This is a genomic window from Rhodoferax sp. TS-BS-61-7 (assembly GCF_002943465.1).
In the GTDB taxonomy this organism is placed as follows: domain Bacteria; phylum Pseudomonadota; class Gammaproteobacteria; order Burkholderiales; family Burkholderiaceae_C; genus Allorhodoferax.
This window is the reverse complement of record NZ_PTQY01000007.1, coordinates 155,991-176,336: the sequence shown is the minus strand read 5'-3', so window position 1 is coordinate 176,336 and position 20,346 is coordinate 155,991. Positions and strand designations below refer to the sequence as shown.

Below are 20,346 nucleotides of genomic sequence, written 5' to 3'. Positions count from 1 at the left end.
TCAGGCGTCCCCGAAGGCAATGCCTGCGGCATCCTTGGCCGACAGCTGGGGGGGCACACCCATGGCGGGCCAATCAATGGCCAAAGTTGGGTCGTTCCAAGCAATGCAGCGCTCGTACGCCGGGGCATAGTAGTCGGTCGTTTTGTACAAAAACTCGGCGGACTCGGACAACACCACAAAACCATGCGCGAGCCCAGGCGGCACCCACAGCTGGCGTTTGTTGTCGCCCGACAGGATTTCGCCCACCCACTGGCCATAGGTGGGCGAGTCGCGGCGGATGTCCACCGCCACATCAAACACCTCGCCCGCCACCACGCGCACCAGCTTGCCCTGGGCTTGCTGGGTTTGGTAATGCAGCCCGCGCAGAATGCCGCGGGCCGATTTGGAGTGGTTGTCCTGCACAAAAGGCAAGGTCACGCCCGTGGCTTCGCGGAATGCGCGTTCGTTAAAACTCTCAAAGAAAAAACCGCGCACGTCCCCAAACACCTTAGGTTCGATCAGCAGCACGTCGGCAATGGCGGTGGGCATGGCTTTCATCAGTACACCTTGTCCTTGAGCAGGCGCAGCAGGTACTGCCCGTAGCCCGATTTGGCTAGCGGCTGCGCCAGCTTCTGCAACTGGGCATCGTCAATCCAGCCACTGCGCCACGCAATTTCTTCCGGGGCCGCCACCTTCAGGCCTTGGCGGTTTTCGATGGTGTAAATGAACTGGCTGGCCTCCAGCATGGACTCGTGGGTGCCGGTGTCCAGCCAGGCGTAGCCGCGGCCCATGGTTTGCACGTCCAACTGGCCGCGCTCCAGGTAAAGGCGGTTCAGGTCGGTGATCTCCAGCTCGCCGCGGGCCGATGGTTTGACCTGTTTGGCCAACTTCACCACCTGGTCGTCGTAAAAATACAGGCCGGTGACGGCATAACGCGACTTGGGTGCTTTGGGTTTCTCTTCCAGGCTGATGGCTCGGCCCTTCGCGTTGAACTCCACCACGCCGTAGCGCTCGGGGTCATTCACGGCGTAGGCAAATACCGTGGCGCCGGTGGTTTGTTGGGTGGCGCTTTCCAGCAGGCCCGCAAAGTCGTGGCCGTAAAAAATGTTGTCACCCAGCACCAGTGCGCTCGAGGCACCATCCAGGAACGACTCGCCAATCAAAAACGCCTGGGCTAAGCCATCGGGGGAGGGCTGCACGGCGTATTCGATGTGGATGCCCCACTGCGCGCCATCGCCCAGCAGCTGCTCAAAGCGTGGTGTGTCCTGCGGGGTGCTGATCACCAGCACCTCTTTGATGCCCGCCAGCAGCAGCACGCTGAGCGGGTAATAAATCATGGGCTTGTCGTAAATCGGCAGCAGCTGCTTGCTCAGTATCTGTGTAGCAGGGTACAAATGGGTGCCGGAGCCGCCCGCCAGGATGATGCCCTTGCGTTGCTTGGCGCCTGCGGTCTTGGTCATGGTTATTTCCCTGATATTTCGGTCAGCATGCGGGCCACGCCCACTTGCCAGTCCGACAGCGTCAGGCCAAAGGCGGCCTGCAGCTTGCCTGTGTCCAGCCGCGAATTGAGCGGGCGCTTGGCCGGCGTGGGGTAGCTGCTGGTGGGCGTGGGTGCCACCTGCGCGGGGCCCGCCTTGAGCGGCAGGCCCAGGGCCCGTGCCTGGCTCAGCACAAACTGCGCGTAGCCATGCCAGGTGGTCTCCCCACTGGCAATGCAGTGGTACAGCCCGGCCAGCTCTGGTTGGTTTTGCAGCTGACGCAGCGCGTGGGCGGTTACGTCGGCCAGCAGCTCGGCCGACGTGGGCGCGCCAAACTGGTCGTTGATCACCGTCAGCGCCTCACGCTCGCCTGCAAGGCGCAGCATGGTTTTGGCAAAGTTACCGCCACGCGTGGCATACACCCAGCTGGTCCGCAAAATCAGGTGCTTTGGGGTGCTGGCCACTGCCTGCTCGCCTTCCAGCTTGGTCTGGCCATACACGCTCAAGGGGCCGGTGGCATCGGTCTCTTTCCAGGGCGCGGTGCCGCTGCCGTCAAACACGTAGTCGGTGCTGTAGTGCACCAGCCATGCTCCTATTTTGGTAGCTGCTTGCGCAAGCGTGGCGGGAGCTAGGGCATTAATTGCCCGTGCAAGTTCGGGCTCGCTCTCGGCTTTGTCCACGGCCGTATGGGCGGCCGCGTTCACGATCACATCGGGACGCACCTGCAACACGCTGCGCTCCAGCCCCGCCAGATCGGTGAAGTCACCACACAGGCCGCCCGGGTTGTGTGTGGCATCAAAGTCCAGCGCCACCACCTCGCCCAGCACACTCAGCGCACGCTGCAGCTCCCAGCCCACCTGGCCACCGCGGCCCAACAGCAGGATCTTCATGCCGCAGCCTTGGCGGCGTTGCCGTACTGCTGTGTCACCCAGTCGCGGTAGCCACCGCTCAGCACATTCCCTACCCATTCCGGGTTGTCCAGGTACCACTGCACCGTTTTGCGGATGCCAGTCTCAAAAGTCTCGGCCGGTTTCCAGCCCAGCTGCTGCTCGATCTTACGCGCGTCGATCGCGTAGCGGCGGTCGTGGCCCGGGCGGTCGGTCACGTAGGTGATTTGTTCCTGGTAGGGCTTGCCGTCGGCACGCGGCTTCAGCTCGTCCAGCAGTGCGCACACCGTGTGCACGATGTCCAGGTTCGGCTTTTCGTTCCAACCGCCCACGTTGTAGGTCTCGCCCACCGTGCCTGCTTCCAGCACACGGCGGATGGCGCTGCAGTGGTCCTTCACATACAGCCAGTCGCGCACCTGCTGGCCGTCGCCATACACCGGCAGGGGTTTGCCCGCCTGCGCGTTCACGATCATCAGCGGAATCAACTTCTCGGGGAAGTGGAAGGGACCATAGTTGTTGCTGCAGTTGGTGGTCAGCACCGGCAGGCCGTAGGTGTGGTGATAGGCGCGCACCAGGTGGTCGCTGGCGGCTTTGCTGGCGCTGTAGGGGCTGTTGGGCTCGTACTTGTTGGTCTCAGAAAAGGCCGGGTCTGTTTTGGCCAGGGAGCCATACACCTCGTCGGTCGATACATGTAAAAATCGAAATGACGCCTTGGCATCCGCCTGCAGGCCACCAAAGTAAGCCCTGACACACTCCAGCAGGTGGAAGGTGCCCACGATATTGGTCTGGATAAAGTCTTCTGGCCCGTGGATGGAGCGGTCTACATGGCTCTCGGCGGCAAAATTGAGGATGGCGTGGGGCCGGTGCTCTGCCAGCAGGCGGTTGACCAGCGCTGCGTCGCCAAAGTCGCCCTGCACAAACAAGTGGCGCGCATCGCCGTTCAGGCTGGCCAGGTTCTCCAGGTTGCCTGCGTAGGTCAGCTTGTCGAGGTTGACCACGGTCTCGTTCGACTGGGCCAGCCAGTCCAGGACGAAGTTGCTGCCAATAAAGCCGGCACCGCCGGTTACCAAAATAGTCATGGTTTTGTACTGTTTGCTTGGCAAATGCTCAATAGGCTCCAATTATCATCATCCAACGTAAGTAAGAGTTGGCTCTAGCGCTGCGCCGTTGCCAGCCGCAGCGCCAGACCAACAAACACCACGCTGGCCACGCGGTTGAGCAGGCGCTGGGCGCGCAGCGAGCGTTTGAAGACCTGGCCGAAGCCGGCGGCGAACCAGGCCACGGCGCTAAACGTCAGCAGCGCAGCCAGCATGAAGACGGCGCCCAGCAGCACAATTTGCAGTGCCATGCTGCCGCGGGCCGGGTCGGCAAACTGGGGCAAGAAGGCCAGAAAGAAAATCGCCACCTTGGGGTTGGTGATGTTCATCATCACGCCGCGCAGGTAGGTTTGCCAGGGTGTCATGGCGTCCTGGGTTGCACTGTCTGCAATGCCGACCGGGGCATTCCATGCGCCCCAGGCCAGCCACAGCAGGTAAGCCGCGCCGCACAGTTTGAGCACGGTGAAGGCGGTGGCCGAGGCGGCAAACACGGCGGCCAGGCCCAGGGCCACGGCGGCGGTGTGGAAGAGCAGGCCGCTGCACAAGCCCAGCACCACCAGCAGGCCAGCCCGGCGCCCATGCACAGCCGAATGCAGCAACACAAACACGTTGTCAGGGCCGGGCGACAAGGCCAGCAGTACGGAGGCGGCAAAAAACGTTAGCGTGGTGTCCAGAGCAAGCATGGCAAAGGGCCGCAGGCGCGGCAAAGGAGGGTAGGGCCTGCCATCCTAACGCCTGCTGCCACACGGCTCAGTTGCCGATGATGGTGAGCAGTTCTTCGCGTGTGCTGGGGTCGGCCATGTACTTGCCGTACATCGGGGCCATGCGCCGCACCATGGGAGCAACGTCTTTTACGCGCACAAACTGCACCCCCTGTTTGGTGGCCGTCTCGATGGCGGAGGCCACACGTTTGTTCCATAACTCACGCATGGTGGCGGCAGAGTCTGTGCCTGCTTTGGCAAATACGGCTTTGTCTGCGGGGCTCAGGCTGGCCCACAGTTTGGTGGAGACCACCAGTGCCTCGGGCGAAACCACATGGTTGGTCACGTAGACCGACTTGGCCACTTTGTAGTGACCGGTGGATTCGAACGAGGGCATGTTGTTCTCGGCACAGTCCACCGTGTTTTGCTCCAGCGCGCCCAGCACTTCTTTGAAGGGCAGGGCCACCGGGGTGGCTTCGAGCAGCTTGACCATTTCGATGTAAATCTCGGACTGTTGCACGCGGATGCGGGCGCCGGCCAGGTCCTTGAAGCTGTTGACGGTGCGGCTGGCACAGTAAAAGGAGCGCCCGCCCCCGTCGTACCAGCCCAGCACTACAAATCCTGCAGTCTGCAGCTTGGCCGCAAAACGCTCGCCCAACTTGCCGTCCAGGTGTTTGAACATATGGGCCGAGTCGCTGAACAAAAACGGCAGGTTCAGCGCCTTGAGGCCTGGCACCGCGTCGGACAGCGGGCCCGAGCTGAACTCGGCCACGTCCACCTCGCCAGCCTTCAGCATTTGCACTGCCTTGGGCTGATCGCCCAGGGTGGCGTTGGAGAAGATGTCGATCTGGTAACGCCCACCGGTGTTTTGGCTCACCAGGCTGGCAAAGCGTTTCATGGCCTCGGTGACTGGGTAGCCATCGGGGTGGATGTTCCAAGCGCGCAGCTTGGTTTGCGCGCCTGCACTGGCGCAGGCCATGGCCAGCAGGCCTGCCAGGGCCCATGCCCGCCCGGTATGGCGTGCCACGGTGTCAGGCCTGGGCGACTTCGTGCGCACCCATGATTTCCAGGGCGCGCACCAGGGCGGAATGGTCCAGGTTGGCCATGCCGTTGGCGGCACACACCTGCATCAGTTGGGCGGCACCGGCCGTTTGCGGCAGGGCCAGGCCCAGCGCCTTGGCGCCACTCAGCGCCAGGGCCAGGTCTTTCTGGTGCAAGCCAATGCGGAAGCCGGGGTTGAAGGTGCGTTTAACCATGCGTTCACCGTGTACCTCCAGAATGCGCGAGGAGGCAAAACCGCCCATCAGCGCTTGGCGCACCTTGGCGGGGTCGGCACCGGCCTTGCTGGCAAACAGCAGGGCTTCGCCCACGGCCGCAATGTTCAGGGCCACGATGATTTGGTTGGCCACCTTGCAGGTCTGGCCGTCCCCATTGCCGCCCACCAGGGTGATGTTTTTGCCCATCAGCTGCAGCAGCGGCAGCAGGGTGTTGAAGGTGGCTTCTTCCGCGCCCACCATGATGGTCAGGCTGGCAGCCTTGGCCCCCACCTCGCCGCCCGAGACGGGTGCGTCCATGTACTGGCAACTCAGTGCATTGATCTTTTGGGCAAAGACTTTGGTGTCCATGGGTGAGATGGAGCTCATGTCCACCACGGTTTTGCCGGCGCTCAGGCCCGTGGCCACACCCTTGGCACCGAAAAGCACCAACTCCACGTCCGGGGTGTCGGGCAACATCAGAAAGACGATGTCGGCCTTCTCGGCCACTTCCTGCGCGCTGGCGCAGGCCTTGCCGCCGGCTTGCAGCAAGTCGTCGGGCACGTTGCTCTTGGTGTTGAGATACACCGTGTGGCCGGCAGCGATGAGGTGGCCGGCCATGGGCTTGCCCATGATGCCGAGTCCGATGAATCCAAGAGTAGTCATAGTGTTAGTGCGATGGAGTTAAAGAGGCTGGGTGGCAGAAGTGGCTAGCTGAGGTAACGGTCCCGCAAAGCCTGCGTAGCGTTGCGGAACACCCCCAGGTCGCTGCCCACGGCCACAAAGGTGGCGCCCATGTCCATGTAGCGGCGTGCATCGGCCTCTACCGGCGCCAGGATGCCGGTGGGTTTGCCATGGGCCTTGGCTTGGGCAAATACATGGGCAATGGCTTCCTGCACTTCGGGGTGGGCCGCATTGCCCAGGTGGCCATAACCGGCGGCCAGGTCAGACGGGCCGACAAAAATGCAGTCCACGCCGGGCACGGCCGCAATCTCGCCACTGGCGGCCACGGCCTCGCGGCTTTCAATTTGCACCGCCACACACATGTGTTTGTTGGCATCCTGAAAGTAGTTGGCCACCGAGCCATAGCGGTTGCTGCGCTGCGCCACCGACACACCGCGCATGCCTTCGGGTGGGTAACGGGTGGCAGACACGGCCAGTTGGGCTTCCTCGGCGTTTTGCACAAAGGGCACCAGGAAGTTGTAGAAACCCGCGTCCAGCAGGCGTTTGATCTCGATGGGGTTGTTGCAGGTGGGCCGCACAAAAGGCGCACTCACGCTGTCCTTCAGCGCCATGAGCTGGGGCACAAAGGTCACCACATCGTTGGGCGAATGTTCACCGTCCAACAAAATCCAGTCAAAGCCGGCCACGCCCAGCACTTCGGCGGTGATGGGGCTGGCCAACGAGGCCCAGCAGCCAATCAGGCGTTTGCCGGCCAGCAGGTCCTGTTTGAACTGGTTGGGAAAAGGGCGGTAAGGGGTAGGGTAGGTCATGGCAATGCCTTCAGAAAATCGGGTCGGTCAGGGGTGTCTGGGGTATCAGGTGATTGGGGCGGGGTTGAACAGCACCAGCGCGTTGTGCAGCTTCCAGTGCTCGGCCCAGGTTTGTTTGCGTCCGCTGGCCACTTCCAGCATCAGGTGGAACAGCTCCCAGCCCACATCGGCAATCGTGGCCTCGCCGTCGGCAATGGTTCCGGCGTTCACGTCCATCAGGTCGTGCCAGCGGCGTGCCAGGTCGGTGCGGGTGGCTACCTTGATCACGGGCACCTCGGCCAGGCCATAGGGGGTGCCGCGGCCGGTGGTGAAGACATGCAGGTTCATGCCCGCGGCCAGCTGCAGCGTGCCGCAAATGAAATCGCTGGCGGGTGTGGCGGCGTAAATCAGGCCCTTGTGCTGTAGTTTCTCGCCCGGCGACAACACGCCGCTGATGGGCGCGGTGCCGGACTTGATGATGGAGCCCATGGCTTTTTCAACAATATTGGACAGGCCACCGGCCTTGTTGCCCGGTGTGGTGTTGGCGCTGCGGTCGGCCTGGCCGCGGCCCAGGTAGGCGTCGTACCAGGCCATCTCGCGCGCCATGGCGTCGGCAATCTCGGGGGTGGTGGCGCGGGCCGTCATCTGGTCCACAGCGTCGCGCACTTCGGTGGTCTCAGAAAACATTACGGTGGCACCGGCACGCACTAGCAGGTCGGTGCAAAAGCCAACGGCTGGGTTGGCGGTCACGCCCGAGAACGCATCGCTGCCACCACACTGCACGCCCACCACCAGCTCGCTGGCGGGAATGGTTTCGCGTTGGCGGGCGTTGAGGCGCTCCAAATGTGGCACGGCCGAAGTCAGCACCGAGTCAATCATGGACATAAAGCCCACATGCTTCTCGGCCTGCAGGCAGACCACATCGAGCGCTTCGTTGGTCTGTAGCGGAATGCTGCCGGGTGGCAGCAGGCGCTCGGGCTGCAGCTTCTCGCAGCCCAGGCTCACCACCATCACCTCGCCACCAAAGTTGGGGTTCTTAGAGATGTTGCGCAGCGTGCGGATGGGGATGATGGCGTCGGGTGCATCAATCGCCACACCACAGCCGTAGCTGTGCTCCAGGCCAATCACATCGTCCACATTCGGGTAGCGTGGCAGCAGCTGTTCTTTGATGCGCTGCACCGCAAAGTCCACCACACCCGCCACACACTGCACCGTGGTGGTGATGGCCAGAATGTTGCGTGTGCCCACCGAGCCATCGGCGTTGCGGTAGCCCTCGAAGGTGTAACCCTGCAGCGGCTCAGCATTCCACGCGGCGGCCGTGGCGCGCGGCAGATCGGCCAGCGAACGCGCTTCGGGCATGTGCAGCAGGCGCTCGTGCACCCAGGCACCGGCGGGAATGTCCTTCAGGGCATACCCAATCGGCACGTTGTAGCGCAGCACCGCGGCGTCTTTGGCAATGGCCACCAGCGCGACCTTATGGCCTTGCGGCACGCGGTCCACCAGCGTCAGGCCATCGGGCAGCACCGAGCCCGCAGGCAGGCCGCCATCGTTGGCCACAATGGCCACGTTGTCGGCCGCATGCATGCGGATGGTGAGGGGAGAGGTCGTCATGGCGAAAACAGGCGCGGGTGTTCAGTCCGCTTTGATGTTGCGCGAGGTGATCAGCTTCTGCCAGCGCGTGTATTCCAAAGCCTGGAAGGCTGCGAACTGCTCAGGGGTGTTGAGCACCAGCTCAAAACCCAGCTCCTGCAGTTTGGGCGCTACGGTGGGGTCCTTGATGGACGCGACGATGGCATCGAACAGGCGCTTCTTCACGTCGGCCGGAATACCCTTGGGCGCGGCGATGGCCTGCCAGGAGTTCACGTTGGCATCTTTCACGCCGCTTTCTTCGAGCGTGGGCACATCTGGCAGCAGTGGTGAACGTTTGGCGCTGGTAATGGCCAGCGCGCGCAGCTTGCCCGATTTGATCTGCGGCATGGCGGTGTTGATGTTCATGAACGACGATTCCACCTGGTTGCCCAGCAGGTCAGTCATCACCGGGCCGCCGCCTTTGTAGGGAATGTGCACACCGGTGGTACCGGTCTGTTGCCAGAACAGTTCGGCGGTCAGGTGGTCGCTGCTGCCGTTGCCCGAGGAGGCAAAACTCATCTTGTCGGGGTTGGCTTTCAGGTAGGTGATGACTTCGGCCACCGACTTGCGCTCGGAGGCCGCGGGCACCACCAGCACGTTGGGCGCTTGCACCGCAATCGTGATCGGCTCCAGGTCCTTCAGTGCGTCGTAGCTCACCTTGACCAGGTGGGGGGCAATCACAAAAGGCCCCAGCGAGGCGACCAACAGCGTGTGGCCGTCGGCCGGCGCACGCGCCACAAAACCCGCACCAATGGTGCCGGTGGCGCCTGCCTTGTTGTCCACCACAAAGGTCACGCCGCCGCCCATTTTTTCGGCCATCTTGGTCGAGAGGATGCGGGCAATCTGGTCGGTGGAGCCGCCCGGTGGAAACGGCACGACCAGGGTGATGGGCTTGTCGGGCCAGGCCAAGGCGCCAAAGCTGGTGCTTGCGGCCAGCAGCAAAGTGAGCAGTTGCTTTTTCATGCTGAGTCTCCTGAGTAGTAGTGGTGTGGGGAGCGTTGGAGAGGGTTAGTTGAGCAACAAGTTGGGCAGCCACAGCGAGAACGCGGGCACGTAGGTCACCAACATCATGCAAGCCAGCAGAGCGCCGTAGAAAGGCCAGATAGAGCGCATGACGGCACCAATAGAGATGCCCCCGATGGCACACCCCACGGCCTGGGTCGTACCCACCGGCGGGGTGTTCAGGCCCAGCGCACAATTGAGCAGCATCACCACGCCGAACTGGGTCGGGTCCATGCCGAATTTCTGGGCGATTGGCAGGAAGATGGGGGTGCAGATCAGCAGCGTGGGCGCCATGTCCAGGAAGGTTCCCAGCACGAACAAAGCCAGGTTGATCATCAAGAAAATCATCCAGGGGTTCTGGGTGACTGAGCCCATCAGTGCACCGGTGCGTTCCGGCACGTCGTACATGGCGAGGAAGTAGCCGAAAGCGCTGGAGATGCCGATCAGGAACAACACCACGCCAGTGGTTTTGCACGCCTTGGCGCAGGACTTGATGAAGTCTTTCCACGACAGTGAACGGTAGGCCACCGCGGTAATCAGCAGGGCCCAGAGCACGGCTGTGGCTGCCGACTCGGTGGCCGTGAAGACACCGGACAAGATGCCTCCCAGAATGATGCCCACAATCAGCAAGCCCGGCAGTGCGGCGATGAAGCTGTTGAACACCTCACCCCAGCCGGGGAACACGCCGCGTGTGGGGTAGCCGCGCTTGATAGCCACGCCATAGGCTGCCAGCAGGTTCAAAGCTGTCAGCAAGAGGGCTGGCACGACGCAGGCGAGCATCATGTTCAGCACGCTGACCGACGCAATGCCTGCGGTGGCCAGGGTGTACAGAATCAGGTTGTGGCTGGTCGGCATCAAGGCGCCGACCAGGGACGCATGCGTAGTCACGTTCACCGCGTAGTCGGTGTCGTAACCTTCCTTCTTCATCAGCGGAATCATCACCGAGCCCATGGCGGACACGTCGGCCACGGGTGAGCCGGCCACGCCGCCGAACAAGGTGCAGCCCACCACGTTGGACATGCCCAGGCCGCCGCGCACATGGCCCACCAGGCTATTGGCGAAGCGCACGATGCGGTGGGCAATGCCACCGTGCAGCATCAGCTCACCAGCAAAAATAAAGAAGGGGATGGCCAGGAAGGAGAACACCTGCATGCCCCCCACCATCTTCTGGAACACCACGGCCACCGGCAAACCGGCGGTGAGGATGGTGGCGACCGACGACAGGCCGACGGCAAAACCCACTGGCACGCCGATGATCAACAGCAAGCCGAAGCTCACACCCAAAACAATCAGTTCCATGCCGGCACCACTTCCTTGCCCTGCAGCAGGGCGATCACATGTTCAATCGTAAAAAGCACCACCAGCACGCCAGCAATGATGAGCGGCACGTAGTCCATGCTGGAGGGAATGGGCAGCATGGGTTTCTGGTCGTTCCATTTGAGGGCGGCCCAGATGTAGCCGTTGTAGGCCATCAGCGCGCCGAAGATGCCGACCAGCACGTGGATCACGATTTCCAGTTTCAGGCGCATGCTTTCAGGCAGCAGGCTGATGATGGAGTCCATGCCGATGTGGCCGGCGTCGCGCACGCCCACGGCCACGCCCAGTGCGGTGATGTAGAGCACCAGCAGCAAGGCCAGTGCCTCTGCCCAGGTGGGAGTGTCGTTAAAAACATAGCGCCCGATGACCTGGTATTGCACGCAGGCGATGAGCACGATGAGGCCAGCCACTGCAAGCATCAGGCTGAGCTTGGAGAGGGTGGCACAGAAGCGGGTATACATGAACAGCTCCGGTGAATGGGAAACACACCCCGGCAGAAGGCCAGGGTGTTAGGCGACACGCTTATTTGGTGTCTTGCACGGCCTTCACCAGGCGCTTCATGTCAGGGGTGCTGGCGAACTTGTCGTACACCGGGCCCATCACGTCCTGGAAGGACTTCTTGTCCACTTCCACGATTTCGGTGCCGGCGGCTTTCACCATGTCGAATTCTTTCTTTTCGTAGGCAGCCCATGCCGTACGGTTGAAGGCGACAGACGCCTTGGCCGCTGCACGGATCTGGTCTTGCTCTACCTTGGGCAGCTTGTCAAAAGCAGCCTTGGAGAACAGCAGCACCTCGGGTGCCATGGAGTGTTCGGTCTTGTTGTAGTACTTGGCCGCTTCGTAGTGGCGGCTGCCCGAACCATACGAGGGGTAGTTGTTTTCAGCGGCGTCAATGATGCCGGTCTTGAGCGCGGTCATCACTTCACCAAAAGGCATGGGGGTGGGGTTGGCACCCATGGCAGCGGTCAATGCGACCCACAGGTCGGACTGTTGCACGCGAATCTTCATGCCTTTGGTGTCAGCCACCGACTTGACGGGCTTCTTGCTGTAAATGGAGCGTGCGCCAGAGTCGTAGTAGGCCAGCAGCACAAAACCTGCGGCTTCGCAGTCCTTGGCGATTTCTTCACCGATGGGGCCGTCCAGCACTTTGTGCAGGTGGTCCACCGAGCGGAACAGGAAAGGCAGCACCGGAATGTTGGTCTTGGCGCAGACCGAGTTCATCGGGCTGATGTTCACGCGCACCATGTCCAGCGCACCAATTTTCACCTGGTCAATGGTTTCCTTTTCGGTGCCCAAGGCGCCTTTGTTGAACACCTTGATGCTGTGTTTGCCGCCAGTGACTTTCTTGAGCTCGTCGCTCATGAATTTGACAGCGGTGACGGTGGGGTAGTCATCCGAGTTGTGGATGTCCGCCGATTTGAACTCTGTGGCGTGGGCCGCAATGCTCAACAGACTGATGGCGGTGGCCAGAACGGTGGGTACGAACTTCATGCTTGTCTCCTCTTTGGGATGGTTGGTTGAAAGAACGGAAAACTATCGAACGGGAAACTGGGAAAACAGGGGTTCGGGCCGGCCTTGCACACCGGGCTCCAGCACCAGCACCGCACCGTCCAGCGCGGCATCAAAGCCGGGGGCGGGTGTAGCCGGTTGAATGGATGTCACAAACAGGTGGCGCAGCTCGGGGCCGCCAAAGGCACACATGGCCGGTTTGCTCACGGGTACGGCAATGGATTGCAGCAGCGCACCGGCGGGGCTGAAGCGGTGCACCTGGCCGGCGTCGTTGCCACAAATCCAGTAGCAGCCTTCTGCGTCCACGGCAGCACCATCGGGGCGGCCGGGCAGGGGCTTCATGTCCACCCACTCGGTTTGCGGGCCCCAACTGCCGGTACCGCCGTCAAAGCGGTGTTGCCAGATTTTTTGCACGCTGGGGTGCGAGTCCGACAGGTAGGCGGTTGTGCCATCGGGGCTGAAGGCCATGCCGTTGGGGGTGATGTAGCCCTCCAGCACCGGGCCACGCAGGCCCTGGCTGTCCAGGCAATAGATGCCACCGGACGTTTTGCCCAGGCCCATGTCGCGCACCATGGTGCCGGCCCACAGGCGGCCCTGCGCATCGCAGCGGCCATCGTTGAAACGCATGTTGGGCTGTGGGTGGTTGATGGTGGCCAGGCAGCTCACGCGGGCCATGGGGGCGTCTTGCAGCTCCACCTCAAAAATACCGCTCTCCATGGCGGCAATCACGGTGCCCCGGTTGCTCAGGGCAATACAACCCACGCGTTCGGCCAGGGCCCAACTGCTTTGTATGCGGCTGGCCCAGTCCAGGCGGTGGATGCGCTGGCTTTCAATGTCCACCCAGTACAGGGCCTGGGTGGCAACCGACCACACGGGCGATTCACCCACGCGGTCGCGGGCGCTGGAAATGGCAAAAGCAGTGTGCATGGCTGGCTTACTTGCTCTTGTGGGCGGTCATGGGTTCGCCCTGGAACAAGAAGCCGCCGCCCTGGTAAATCACGGCGGGGTCGGTCACGTCCGGCTGGGGCGTGCGGGCATAGACGGCTTCGCGGAACGGGTCCGAGCTGTCCTGCGGCACATAACCCACATGGCGGGCGGCACTGTTGTCGTACCAGGCCACGGCGTTATCCGACATACCAAAGATGGCGGTGTGCCCCAGCACGGGGGTGGTCAGGCAGGCGGTCACCAGGCGGTGCAGGTCGTCAAAGCTGAGCCAGCTGGCCAACATGCGGCGGTCCCGGGGCTCGGCAAACGAGGAGCCAATGCGCACGCAGGCAGTCTCGATGCCGTAGCGGTCGAAGTACATGCGCGAGAGGTCTTCACCAAAGGCCTTGCTCACGCCATACAGGCTGTCGGGGCGGGCAGGGTGGTCCAGCGTGATGGTTTCGCTTTGTTTGTAAAAACCAGTCACATGGTTGGAACTGGCAAACACCACACGTTTCACGCCAAACTTGCGTGCGGCCTCGTACAGGTTGTAGACGCCCAGGATGTTGGCCTGCAGGATGGGCTCAAACGGGCCTTCGAGCGAAATGCCGCCAAAGTGCACGATGGCCTGGCAGCCTTGCACCATGGCGTCTACCGCGGCGGCATCGGCCAGGTCGGCCAGGGCAATTTCCTCGCCTGCACGTGCGGGGCCAAAATCGGCGCGGTCGGAGAGGCGCAACACCTCGCAATTGGCCTTGAGCCGGTCGCGCATGGCGGTGCCCAGGCCGCCGGCTGCGCCGGTCATCAGCAAAGTGTGGTGTACTTTGATTGTCATGAAATGTATCGCTGTCTTGTCAGTTGTATGTTGTCTGATGTGTTAAATTGTCAACACCTGTTCCAACCGAGTCAAGGGCTTTTCCATGGACCTAGTGCAAACCCCTAGAGCCGCTGTCGCGCAACCGTCACCCACCGATGCCGGGGATGTGGCGCGTCCGCGCCGCGCCCGCGGGCTGGTCCATGAAGTGGTGGAAAACCTGGCCGCCAGCATCCGCGAAGGGGCCATCCAGCCCGGCGCCAAACTGCCCACCGAATCCGAAATCATGGCCCGCTTTGACGTGAGCCGCACCGTGGTGCGCGAGGCCATTTCGCGCCTGCAGGCCAACCGCCTGGTGGAAACGCGCCATGGCGTGGGCACCTTTGCACTGGCGCCGCAGAGCAGTGGCAACTTCCAGATTGCCGACGTGGACTTTGCCACCGTGGCCGACGTGATTGCCCTGCTGGAGCTGCGTATTTCGCTGGAGACCGAGGCCGCCGGCCTGGCCGCCCAGCGCCGCACCGAAGCCAATCTGCAAGCCATGCAGGCCATGCTCGATGCGTTCCAGACCTCGATTCTGGAAGACTCCGACGCCGTGCCCTCGGACTTCAGCTTCCATATGGAAGTGGCCAAATCCACTGGCAACCGCCACTTTGCCGATCTGATGACCTACCTGGGCACCATGATCATTCCGCGCACCCGCATCAACACCGCCAGCAGCGCGCCCGAGGGCCGCTTGAACTATCTGCGCCGCGTGCACGGCGAGCACGAATACATCTTCAACGCTATCCGCAACCAGGACGCCGATGCCGCCCGCGCGGCCATGCGCACGCACCTGGCCAACAGCAAAGACCGGCTCAGAAAGTCCCAGCCCGACGCGGTTTAGTTGTATGATGTCTGATATGTAGAGGCGCCATGTCGAGTGCCTCACTGAGGAGACTTTATCCATGACCACCCCCCAGTCTGGCGCCGTGCATGGCGCACCCACCGTCACCGCACTGCGTGTCATCCCTGTCGCAGGCCACGACGGCATGTTGATGAACCTGAGCGGCGCCCACGCGCCGTTCTTCACCCGCAACATCGTCATCCTGACCGACAGCAGCGGTAACACCGGCGTGGGCGAAGTGCCTGGCGGCGAGAAGATTCGCCAGACCCTGGAAGACGCGGCCCCCTTGGTGGTGGGCCAGCCCATCGGCAACTACAACGCCATCCTCAACCGTATGCGCGAGGCTTTTGCCGCCCGCGACAGCGAAGGCCGTGGCCTGCAAACCTTTGACCTGCGCGTGGCCATCCACGCCGTCACGGCGGTGGAGAGTGCATTGCTCGATTTGCTGGGCAAGTTCTTGAACGTGCCCGTAGCGGCCCTTTTGGGCGATGGCCAGCAGCGTGACAGTGTGGCCGTGCTGGGTTACCTGTTCTACGTCGGTGACCGCAATGCCACCGATCTGCCCTATGTCAGTGAGCCCGACCAGGCCGACGACTGGAAGCGGCTGCGCCACGAAAAAGCCATGGACGCCGAGGGCGTGGTGCGCCTGGCCGAAGCCGCGCATGCGCGTTATGGCTTCCAGGACTTCAAACTCAAGGGCGGCGTGCTGCGCGGCGAGGAAGAAATCGAGGCCGTGACGGCGCTGCACCAACGTTTCCCCAAAGCCCGCATCACGCTGGACCCGAACGGCGGTTGGCTGCTCAAAGACGCCATCCGCCTGTGCCGCGACCAGCACGATGTGCTGGCCTATGCCGAAGATCCCTGTGGTGCCGAAGGCGTGTTCTCGGGCCGCGAGGTGCTGGCCGAATTCCGCCGCGCCACCGGTTTGCTCACCGCGACCAACATGGTGGCCACCGACTGGCGCGAACTCGCGCATTCGCTGGCACTGCAGTCGGTGGACATTCCGCTGGCCGACCCGCACTTCTGGACCATGCAGGGTTCGGTGCGCGTGGCGCAAACCTGCCAGACCTGGGGCCTGACCTGGGGTTCGCATTCCAATAACCACTTCGACATCTCGCTGGCCATGTTCACGCATGTGGCGGCTGCCGCGCCCGGCAAGGTCACGGCCATTGACACGCACTGGATTTGGCAAGACGGCCAGCGCCTGACCAAGGCACCGCTGCAAATCGTGGGCGGACAGATTGCCGTGCCCACCACGCCTGGCTTGGGCGTGGAACTGGACATGGCGGAAGTGGAGAAAGCGCACCAGCTCTACCTGCAACACGGCCTGGGCGCGCGCAACGACGCGATGGCCATGCAGTACCTGATTCCCGGCTGGAAGTTCGACCCCAAGAGCCCCTGCCTGGTGCGCTAAAGCCAGCGGGCCGTTGACTCTGATTTTTAAGCCAAATTGGCCTCTAGCACCCGCGGACACTGCGTGAACAGCTCCTTTTTTAGGAGCGTTTGCGAGGCTGGGGATGTGCAGAAGTTAGCGCGCACCCTCGGCCAGCTGCAGCGCCAGCCGGTTGTGGCGCTCCATCAGCGGGCCCAAGTCTATGCTCTCCAGATGCCCCTCGCGCACCACCACTTTGCCGTTGACGACGGTGGTGTCTGCCTGCGGGCTGGCACACAGCAGCAGGCTGCCCACCGGGTCGTGCACAGCGCCGCCGGCAAAGCCCAGCGTGTCCAGGTCCCACAGCACCAGGTCGGCGCACATGCCCACGGCCAGGTGGCCGATGTCCGCACGGCCCAGCACCTGCGCGCCGCCGCGCGTGGCTACGCCCAGCGCATCACGCACCGTCATCTCGGCCGGACCCAGGTCGCAACCAAAGAAGGTTTTGCGTTCACCGTTGGGCAGCAGGCGCTCTTCGGGCGGCTGCATGGCGCGCCCCACGCGGGCCAGCAGCAGCGCCTGGCGCGCTTCGTTGAGCATGTGCGCCGCGTCGTTGCTGGCACTGCCGTCCACACCCAGGCCTACGGGCACACCGGCGTTGAGCATCTTGCGCACCGGCGCAATGCCGCTGGCCAGGCGCATATTGCTGCACGGGCAGTGCGCCACGCCGGTGCGGCTGGCGGCAAACAGGCTGATGCCCGCGTCGTCCAGCTTCACGCAGTGGGCGTGCCACACGTCGTGGCCCAGCCAGCCCAGGTCTTGTGCGTACTGCGTGGGCGTGCAACCAAATTTTTCGCGGCTGTAGGCCAGGTCGTGGTCGTTCTCGGCCAGGTGGGTGTGCAGGCGTGCGCCGTACTGGCGCGCCAGCAGCGCCGACTCACGCATCAGGTCGCGGCTCACGCTGAAAGGCGAGCAGGGCGCCACCGCCACGTTGAGCATGGACCCAAACGACGCGTCGTGGTACTGCTCGATCAGGCGCTGTGTGTCCTTAAGAATGAAGTCCTCGCGTTCCACCACGCGGTCCGGCGGCAGGCCGCCTTGGCTTTGCCCCACGCTCATGCTGCCGCGCGTGGCCACAAAACGCATGCCAATCTCGGCCGCCGCTTCAATGCTGTCGTCCAGCCGCACGCCGTTGGGGTAGATGTAGAGGTGGTCGCTGCTCGTCGTGCAGCCACTCAGCAGCAGCTCAGCCATGGCAATCTGCGTGCTCACTTGCACCATCTCGGGCGTCAGCCCCGCCCAGATCGGGTACAGGCCGCGCAGCCAGCCAAACAGCTCGGCGTTTTGCACCTCGGGAATCGCCCGGGTGAGCGACTGGTACATATGGTGGTGCGTGTTGACCAGGCCCGGCGTGACCAGGTGGTGGCAGGCGTCGATCACCTCGTCGGCCTGCAAGGCCTGCGGTGGCAGGTCGGCGGTGGCGCCGATGAAGGCGATGCGGTTGCCTTCGATATAGATGGATGCGCTGCGCAGCTCGGTGGATTGCGCCGGGTCCGCACTGTCGAATGTGGCGATAGCCCGCGCGTTGTGGATCAGCAAAGTGCCCATGTCAGAGTCTCTCCGTCAAACAAGTCTTCCACCTGCAAGGGTGGGTCCTGCCGAGGCCGAATCCCGCTGGCGGGCCAGACCGGCCGCCAGAGGCGAGCACCACGTTGCCGAGCATCCCGGGCTGTGCTTGCGCTAAGCGCCTGTGGATTTTGCCCCAGTTCCTTCAAAATAAAGCGATGACCATGCCAAACCAAGCCATCCACTTCTCCGACCTGGCCCCGCGCGACGTGCTGACCCAGCTCTACTGGGCCGCCGTGCGCCAGGCGCTGCCCGCCCACACGCTGGCGGGTTTTTTGCCGCCCGTGCCCAAGGGCCGCACCCTGGTGCTGGGCGCCGGCAAGGCCGGTGGCGCCATGGCCCATGCGCTGGACGCGCTCTGGCCGCAAGACGCACCGATGAGCGGCCTGGTGGTCACGCGTTATGGCCACACGCCGCCACGGCCTGCAGATGCCGCGCCCCAGCGCATTGAGGTGGTCGAAGCCGCCCACCCCGTGCCCGATGCCGCAGGCCTAGCCGCTGCGCAGCGCATTCTGGCGTTGCCCCAGGGCCTGACCGAGGACGACCTGGTGATCTGCCTGATCTCGGGCGGTGGCTCCTCGCTGCTGACCCTGCCTGCGCAGTGGGCCGGTGGCGGCATCACGCTGCAGGACAAACAGCGCATCAACAAGATGCTGCTGGAGAGCGGCGCCGGCATTCAAGAGATGAACTGCGTGCGCAAGCACCTCTCCGCCATCAAGGGCGGGCGCCTGGCGGCGGCCTGTTACCCGGCCCAGGTGGTGACACTGCTCATCAGCGACGTGCCGGGCGACGACCCCAGCGTCATTGCCAGTGGCCCCACGGTGCCGGACCCCACCACCTGCGCTGATGCGCTATCAATATTGAAGCGCCTCGCGCAACATGCATCGGGGCTGGAGCTCGATTCGATACTAAAAAAACTGGAAACTGGCACCCTGGAGACGCCCAAACCCGGCGACCCGGTGTTTGCCCGCAACACCGTGCACCTGATTGCTACGCCTCAGCAGTCGCTGCAGGCGGCGGCAGATGCGGCGCGTGCCATGGGCATGAATGCCTATGTGCTGAGCGACGAGCTGGAGGGCGAATCGCGTGAAGTGGGCAAGGTGCACGCCGCATTGGCACGTACGGCCGCGCAGCGCCCTGCATCTGGGCAGCAGCCGTTTGCCAAACCCTGCGTGATCCTGAGCGGGGGTGAAACCACGGTCACCGTGCGCCCGCGCCGCGAAGGTGCCGCCAAGGGCCGGGGCGGGCGGGCGGGTGAGTTTTGCCTGGGCCTGGCCCAGGCCCTGCAAGGCCAGGCCGGCGTGTGGGCGCTGGCCGCGGACACCGATGGCATTGACGGCGTGGAAGACAACGCCGGTGCCCTGGTGGCGCCCGACACACTGGCGCGTGCCACTGCCGCCGGGGTGTCGCTGGCCGACTGTCTGGACCGCAACGATGCCGTGGGATTTTTTGAACCCCTGGGCGACCTGTTCACCACCGGCCCCACCCACACCAACGTCAACGACTTTCGGGCCTTGCTGGTGCTGTAACGGCGGTCCGCCTTGCGCAAAGGTTGATCTGCCTCAAGGTCTTGCGCACGGGGCCGGGGCACAGTGGCTGCCATGTTGGTTCCTGCCCCTTTGTCCATGGCCGCCTTGTTGGTGGCGCCCCCCACGGAAACACGGCCTGCCGGTACGCGCTTGCTGCGCCGTGGCGAGGCCGCGCCGCAGGTGTTCTACCTGGAGCGGGGCCGGGTGCTACTGGGTGTGCTGGGCCGGGTGGACGCCCAAGGTGCCTTGCTGGAGCACCAGCTGGGAACACAAGCCACAGCGGGGTGGCTGGACGCGACCGCCGCCGTATTGAACCTGCCCGCCGCCATGGACGCCGTGGCCGAGACCGAGGTGCAACTGCGTGCCGTGCCGCTGGCCACCTTTCAAGCCGCGCTGGCTGAGGCCCGCAACCCGGTTGCCAGCGTGTTGGCCGACGTGGCCCACGCCCACCGCCAGCAGACCGAGCTGGCCGTGAGCCGCCTGTCCAAAGACGCCGAGGCCCGCTGCGCAGAATGGCTGCTGAACCATGCCGAACGCACGGGCAACGGCATCTGTACAGTGCAACTGCAACAGCGCAAACGCCTGATCGCCGCGCAGTTGGGCATTGCCCCCGAGACCCTGTCTCGCGTGCTGCGCAACCTGCGCGAGCGCAGCCTCATCAGTGGCTCGGGCCGCACCTTGCACCTGGTGGACCTTTCAGGCCTGCAGTCCCTGGCGGGGGTCTAGCCGTAGACCGTAGCGCCCCCAGCGCATACGGGCTTACAACTGATTACCGATGTTGCACCCCTGACTCAGGTGTAAGCGGATTGGCGTCTTAGCATGGCCGCCACTGTCGCTGCAGATGCATGGTCTGGGGCTTGCTCCCAACAGC

Annotated in this window: 20 protein-coding genes; 4 read left to right on the top strand and 16 right to left on the bottom strand. The window is 63.5% G+C overall.

Annotated features, from left to right (window positions below):
* The 15 genes from rfbC to C5F53_RS17420 form a co-directional block, all read right to left on the bottom strand.
* Positions 1 to 537: a dTDP-4-dehydrorhamnose 3,5-epimerase gene (gene rfbC / locus C5F53_RS17490; RefSeq protein WP_105262671.1), complete on the bottom strand. Its 537-nt coding sequence runs from the start codon at positions 535 to 537 to the stop codon at positions 1 to 3.
* Complete coding sequence (gene rfbA / locus C5F53_RS17485; protein WP_105262670.1) at positions 537 to 1,439, bottom strand: glucose-1-phosphate thymidylyltransferase RfbA; 903 nt, start codon at positions 1,437 to 1,439, stop codon at positions 537 to 539. Before rfbA ends, rfbC begins: the two co-directional genes overlap by 1 nt.
* A 2-nt stretch (positions 1,440 to 1,441) precedes the next feature.
* Complete coding sequence (gene rfbD / locus C5F53_RS17480; RefSeq protein WP_105262669.1) at positions 1,442 to 2,347, bottom strand: dTDP-4-dehydrorhamnose reductase; 906 nt, start codon at positions 2,345 to 2,347, stop codon at positions 1,442 to 1,444.
* A complete protein-coding gene (gene rfbB / locus C5F53_RS17475; protein ID WP_105262668.1) occupies positions 2,344 to 3,423 on the bottom strand; it encodes a dTDP-glucose 4,6-dehydratase in 1,080 nt (359 codons plus the stop codon). The genes rfbD and rfbB overlap by 4 nt, the downstream gene beginning before the upstream one ends.
* A 74-nt stretch (positions 3,424 to 3,497) precedes the next feature.
* Positions 3,498 to 4,124, bottom strand: coding sequence for a LysE family translocator (locus C5F53_RS17470; protein WP_105262667.1), 627 nt, complete (start codon positions 4,122 to 4,124; stop codon positions 3,498 to 3,500).
* 67 nt (positions 4,125 to 4,191) lie between these two features.
* A complete protein-coding gene (locus C5F53_RS17465; RefSeq protein WP_105262760.1) occupies positions 4,192 to 5,121 on the bottom strand; it encodes a TRAP transporter substrate-binding protein in 930 nt (309 codons plus the stop codon).
* Between the two features lie 52 nt (positions 5,122 to 5,173).
* Positions 5,174 to 6,061: a 2-hydroxy-3-oxopropionate reductase gene (locus tag C5F53_RS17460; protein ID WP_105262666.1), complete on the bottom strand. Its 888-nt coding sequence runs from the start codon at positions 6,059 to 6,061 to the stop codon at positions 5,174 to 5,176.
* 44 nt (positions 6,062 to 6,105) lie between these two features.
* Positions 6,106 to 6,888 (bottom strand): 2-dehydro-3-deoxyglucarate aldolase, encoded by a 783-nt coding sequence (garL, locus tag C5F53_RS17455; RefSeq protein WP_105262665.1) that lies wholly within the window; start codon positions 6,886 to 6,888, stop codon positions 6,106 to 6,108.
* Between the two features lie 45 nt (positions 6,889 to 6,933).
* Positions 6,934 to 8,478: a galactarate dehydratase gene (gene garD, locus C5F53_RS17450; protein WP_105262664.1), complete on the bottom strand. Its 1,545-nt coding sequence runs from the start codon at positions 8,476 to 8,478 to the stop codon at positions 6,934 to 6,936.
* Positions 8,479 to 8,499: 21 nt separating this feature from the next.
* The gene (locus C5F53_RS17445) at positions 8,500 to 9,459 is read right to left on the bottom strand and encodes a tripartite tricarboxylate transporter substrate binding protein (RefSeq protein ID WP_105262663.1); all 960 of its coding nucleotides are present in this window, start codon (positions 9,457 to 9,459) and stop codon (positions 8,500 to 8,502) included.
* A gap of 45 nt (positions 9,460 to 9,504) precedes the next feature.
* Positions 9,505 to 10,797, bottom strand: a complete 1,293-nt coding sequence (locus C5F53_RS17440; protein ID WP_105262662.1) for a TRAP transporter large permease — start codon at positions 10,795 to 10,797, stop codon at positions 9,505 to 9,507.
* Positions 10,788 to 11,276: a TRAP transporter small permease gene (locus C5F53_RS17435; protein ID WP_105262661.1), complete on the bottom strand. Its 489-nt coding sequence runs from the start codon at positions 11,274 to 11,276 to the stop codon at positions 10,788 to 10,790. The genes C5F53_RS17440 and C5F53_RS17435 overlap by 10 nt, the downstream gene beginning before the upstream one ends.
* A 61-nt stretch (positions 11,277 to 11,337) precedes the next feature.
* Positions 11,338 to 12,306: a TRAP transporter substrate-binding protein gene (locus C5F53_RS17430; RefSeq protein ID WP_105262660.1), complete on the bottom strand. Its 969-nt coding sequence runs from the start codon at positions 12,304 to 12,306 to the stop codon at positions 11,338 to 11,340.
* Between the two features lie 42 nt (positions 12,307 to 12,348).
* Complete coding sequence (locus tag C5F53_RS17425; RefSeq protein ID WP_105262659.1) at positions 12,349 to 13,251, bottom strand: SMP-30/gluconolactonase/LRE family protein; 903 nt, start codon at positions 13,249 to 13,251, stop codon at positions 12,349 to 12,351.
* Positions 13,252 to 13,258: 7 nt separating this feature from the next.
* Positions 13,259 to 14,083: an NAD(P)-dependent oxidoreductase gene (locus C5F53_RS17420; protein ID WP_105262658.1), complete on the bottom strand. Its 825-nt coding sequence runs from the start codon at positions 14,081 to 14,083 to the stop codon at positions 13,259 to 13,261.
* A gap of 85 nt (positions 14,084 to 14,168) precedes the next feature.
* Here C5F53_RS17420 and C5F53_RS17415 point away from each other — a divergent pair, with 85 nt between their 5' ends.
* On the top strand, positions 14,169 to 14,948 hold the full coding sequence (locus C5F53_RS17415; protein ID WP_105262657.1) for a FadR/GntR family transcriptional regulator: 780 nt from the start codon (positions 14,169 to 14,171) through the stop codon (positions 14,946 to 14,948).
* Positions 14,949 to 15,009: 61 nt separating this feature from the next.
* Positions 15,010 to 16,362, top strand: coding sequence for a glucarate dehydratase (gudD, locus tag C5F53_RS17410; RefSeq protein ID WP_105262656.1), 1,353 nt, complete (start codon positions 15,010 to 15,012; stop codon positions 16,360 to 16,362).
* A gap of 114 nt (positions 16,363 to 16,476) precedes the next feature.
* On the opposite strand, the gene C5F53_RS17405 is transcribed toward gudD, so the two are convergent.
* On the bottom strand, positions 16,477 to 17,928 hold the full coding sequence (locus C5F53_RS17405; RefSeq protein WP_105262655.1) for an 8-oxoguanine deaminase: 1,452 nt from the start codon (positions 17,926 to 17,928) through the stop codon (positions 16,477 to 16,479).
* Positions 17,929 to 18,110: 182 nt separating this feature from the next.
* On the opposite strand from C5F53_RS17405, the gene C5F53_RS17400 reads away from it, so the two are divergent.
* Together C5F53_RS17400 and C5F53_RS17395 are read left to right on the top strand one after the other, a co-directional pair.
* On the top strand, positions 18,111 to 19,475 hold the full coding sequence (locus C5F53_RS17400) for a glycerate kinase (protein ID WP_105262759.1): 1,365 nt from the start codon (positions 18,111 to 18,113) through the stop codon (positions 19,473 to 19,475).
* 72 nt (positions 19,476 to 19,547) lie between these two features.
* Positions 19,548 to 20,201 carry a Crp/Fnr family transcriptional regulator gene (locus tag C5F53_RS17395; RefSeq protein WP_236635425.1) on the top strand — a complete coding sequence of 218 codons (654 nt, stop codon included), beginning with the start codon at positions 19,548 to 19,550 and terminating at the stop codon, positions 20,199 to 20,201.
* Positions 20,202 to 20,346: the final 145 nt, after the last annotated feature.

What these genes read in the sequence shown, in the direction of transcription:
- C5F53_RS17465 (WP_105262760.1), bottom strand. Translation starts at nt 5,121, where the DNA reads ATGGCCTGCGCCAGTGCAGGCGCGCAAACCAAGCTGCGCGCTTGGAAC.
- rfbB (WP_105262668.1), bottom strand. Translation starts at nt 3,423, where the DNA reads ATGACTATTTTGGTAACCGGCGGTGCCGGCTTTATTGGCAGCAACTTC.
- C5F53_RS17420 (WP_105262658.1), bottom strand. Translation starts at nt 14,083, where the DNA reads ATGACAATCAAAGTACACCACACTTTGCTGATGACCGGCGCAGCCGGC.
- C5F53_RS17415 (WP_105262657.1), top strand. Translation starts at nt 14,169, where the DNA reads ATGGACCTAGTGCAAACCCCTAGAGCCGCTGTCGCGCAACCGTCACCC.
- C5F53_RS17425 (WP_105262659.1), bottom strand. Translation starts at nt 13,251, where the DNA reads ATGCACACTGCTTTTGCCATTTCCAGCGCCCGCGACCGCGTGGGTGAA.
- C5F53_RS17440 (WP_105262662.1), bottom strand. Translation starts at nt 10,797, where the DNA reads ATGGAACTGATTGTTTTGGGTGTGAGCTTCGGCTTGCTGTTGATCATC.
- rfbA (WP_105262670.1), bottom strand. Translation starts at nt 1,439, where the DNA reads ATGACCAAGACCGCAGGCGCCAAGCAACGCAAGGGCATCATCCTGGCG.
- rfbD (WP_105262669.1), bottom strand. Translation starts at nt 2,347, where the DNA reads ATGAAGATCCTGCTGTTGGGCCGCGGTGGCCAGGTGGGCTGGGAGCTG.
- gudD (WP_105262656.1), top strand. Translation starts at nt 15,010, where the DNA reads ATGACCACCCCCCAGTCTGGCGCCGTGCATGGCGCACCCACCGTCACC.
- C5F53_RS17470 (WP_105262667.1), bottom strand. Translation starts at nt 4,124, where the DNA reads ATGCTTGCTCTGGACACCACGCTAACGTTTTTTGCCGCCTCCGTACTG.
- C5F53_RS17405 (WP_105262655.1), bottom strand. Translation starts at nt 17,928, where the DNA reads ATGGGCACTTTGCTGATCCACAACGCGCGGGCTATCGCCACATTCGAC.
- C5F53_RS17430 (WP_105262660.1), bottom strand. Translation starts at nt 12,306, where the DNA reads ATGAAGTTCGTACCCACCGTTCTGGCCACCGCCATCAGTCTGTTGAGC.
- C5F53_RS17395 (WP_236635425.1), top strand. Translation starts at nt 19,548, where the DNA reads ATGTTGGTTCCTGCCCCTTTGTCCATGGCCGCCTTGTTGGTGGCGCCC.
- C5F53_RS17460 (WP_105262666.1), bottom strand. Translation starts at nt 6,061, where the DNA reads ATGACTACTCTTGGATTCATCGGACTCGGCATCATGGGCAAGCCCATG.
- garD (WP_105262664.1), bottom strand. Translation starts at nt 8,478, where the DNA reads ATGACGACCTCTCCCCTCACCATCCGCATGCATGCGGCCGACAACGTG.
- rfbC (WP_105262671.1), bottom strand. Translation starts at nt 537, where the DNA reads ATGAAAGCCATGCCCACCGCCATTGCCGACGTGCTGCTGATCGAACCT.
- C5F53_RS17400 (WP_105262759.1), top strand. Translation starts at nt 18,111, where the DNA reads ATGCCAAACCAAGCCATCCACTTCTCCGACCTGGCCCCGCGCGACGTG.
- C5F53_RS17435 (WP_105262661.1), bottom strand. Translation starts at nt 11,276, where the DNA reads ATGTATACCCGCTTCTGTGCCACCCTCTCCAAGCTCAGCCTGATGCTT.
- garL (WP_105262665.1), bottom strand. Translation starts at nt 6,888, where the DNA reads ATGACCTACCCTACCCCTTACCGCCCTTTTCCCAACCAGTTCAAACAG.
- C5F53_RS17445 (WP_105262663.1), bottom strand. Translation starts at nt 9,459, where the DNA reads ATGAAAAAGCAACTGCTCACTTTGCTGCTGGCCGCAAGCACCAGCTTT.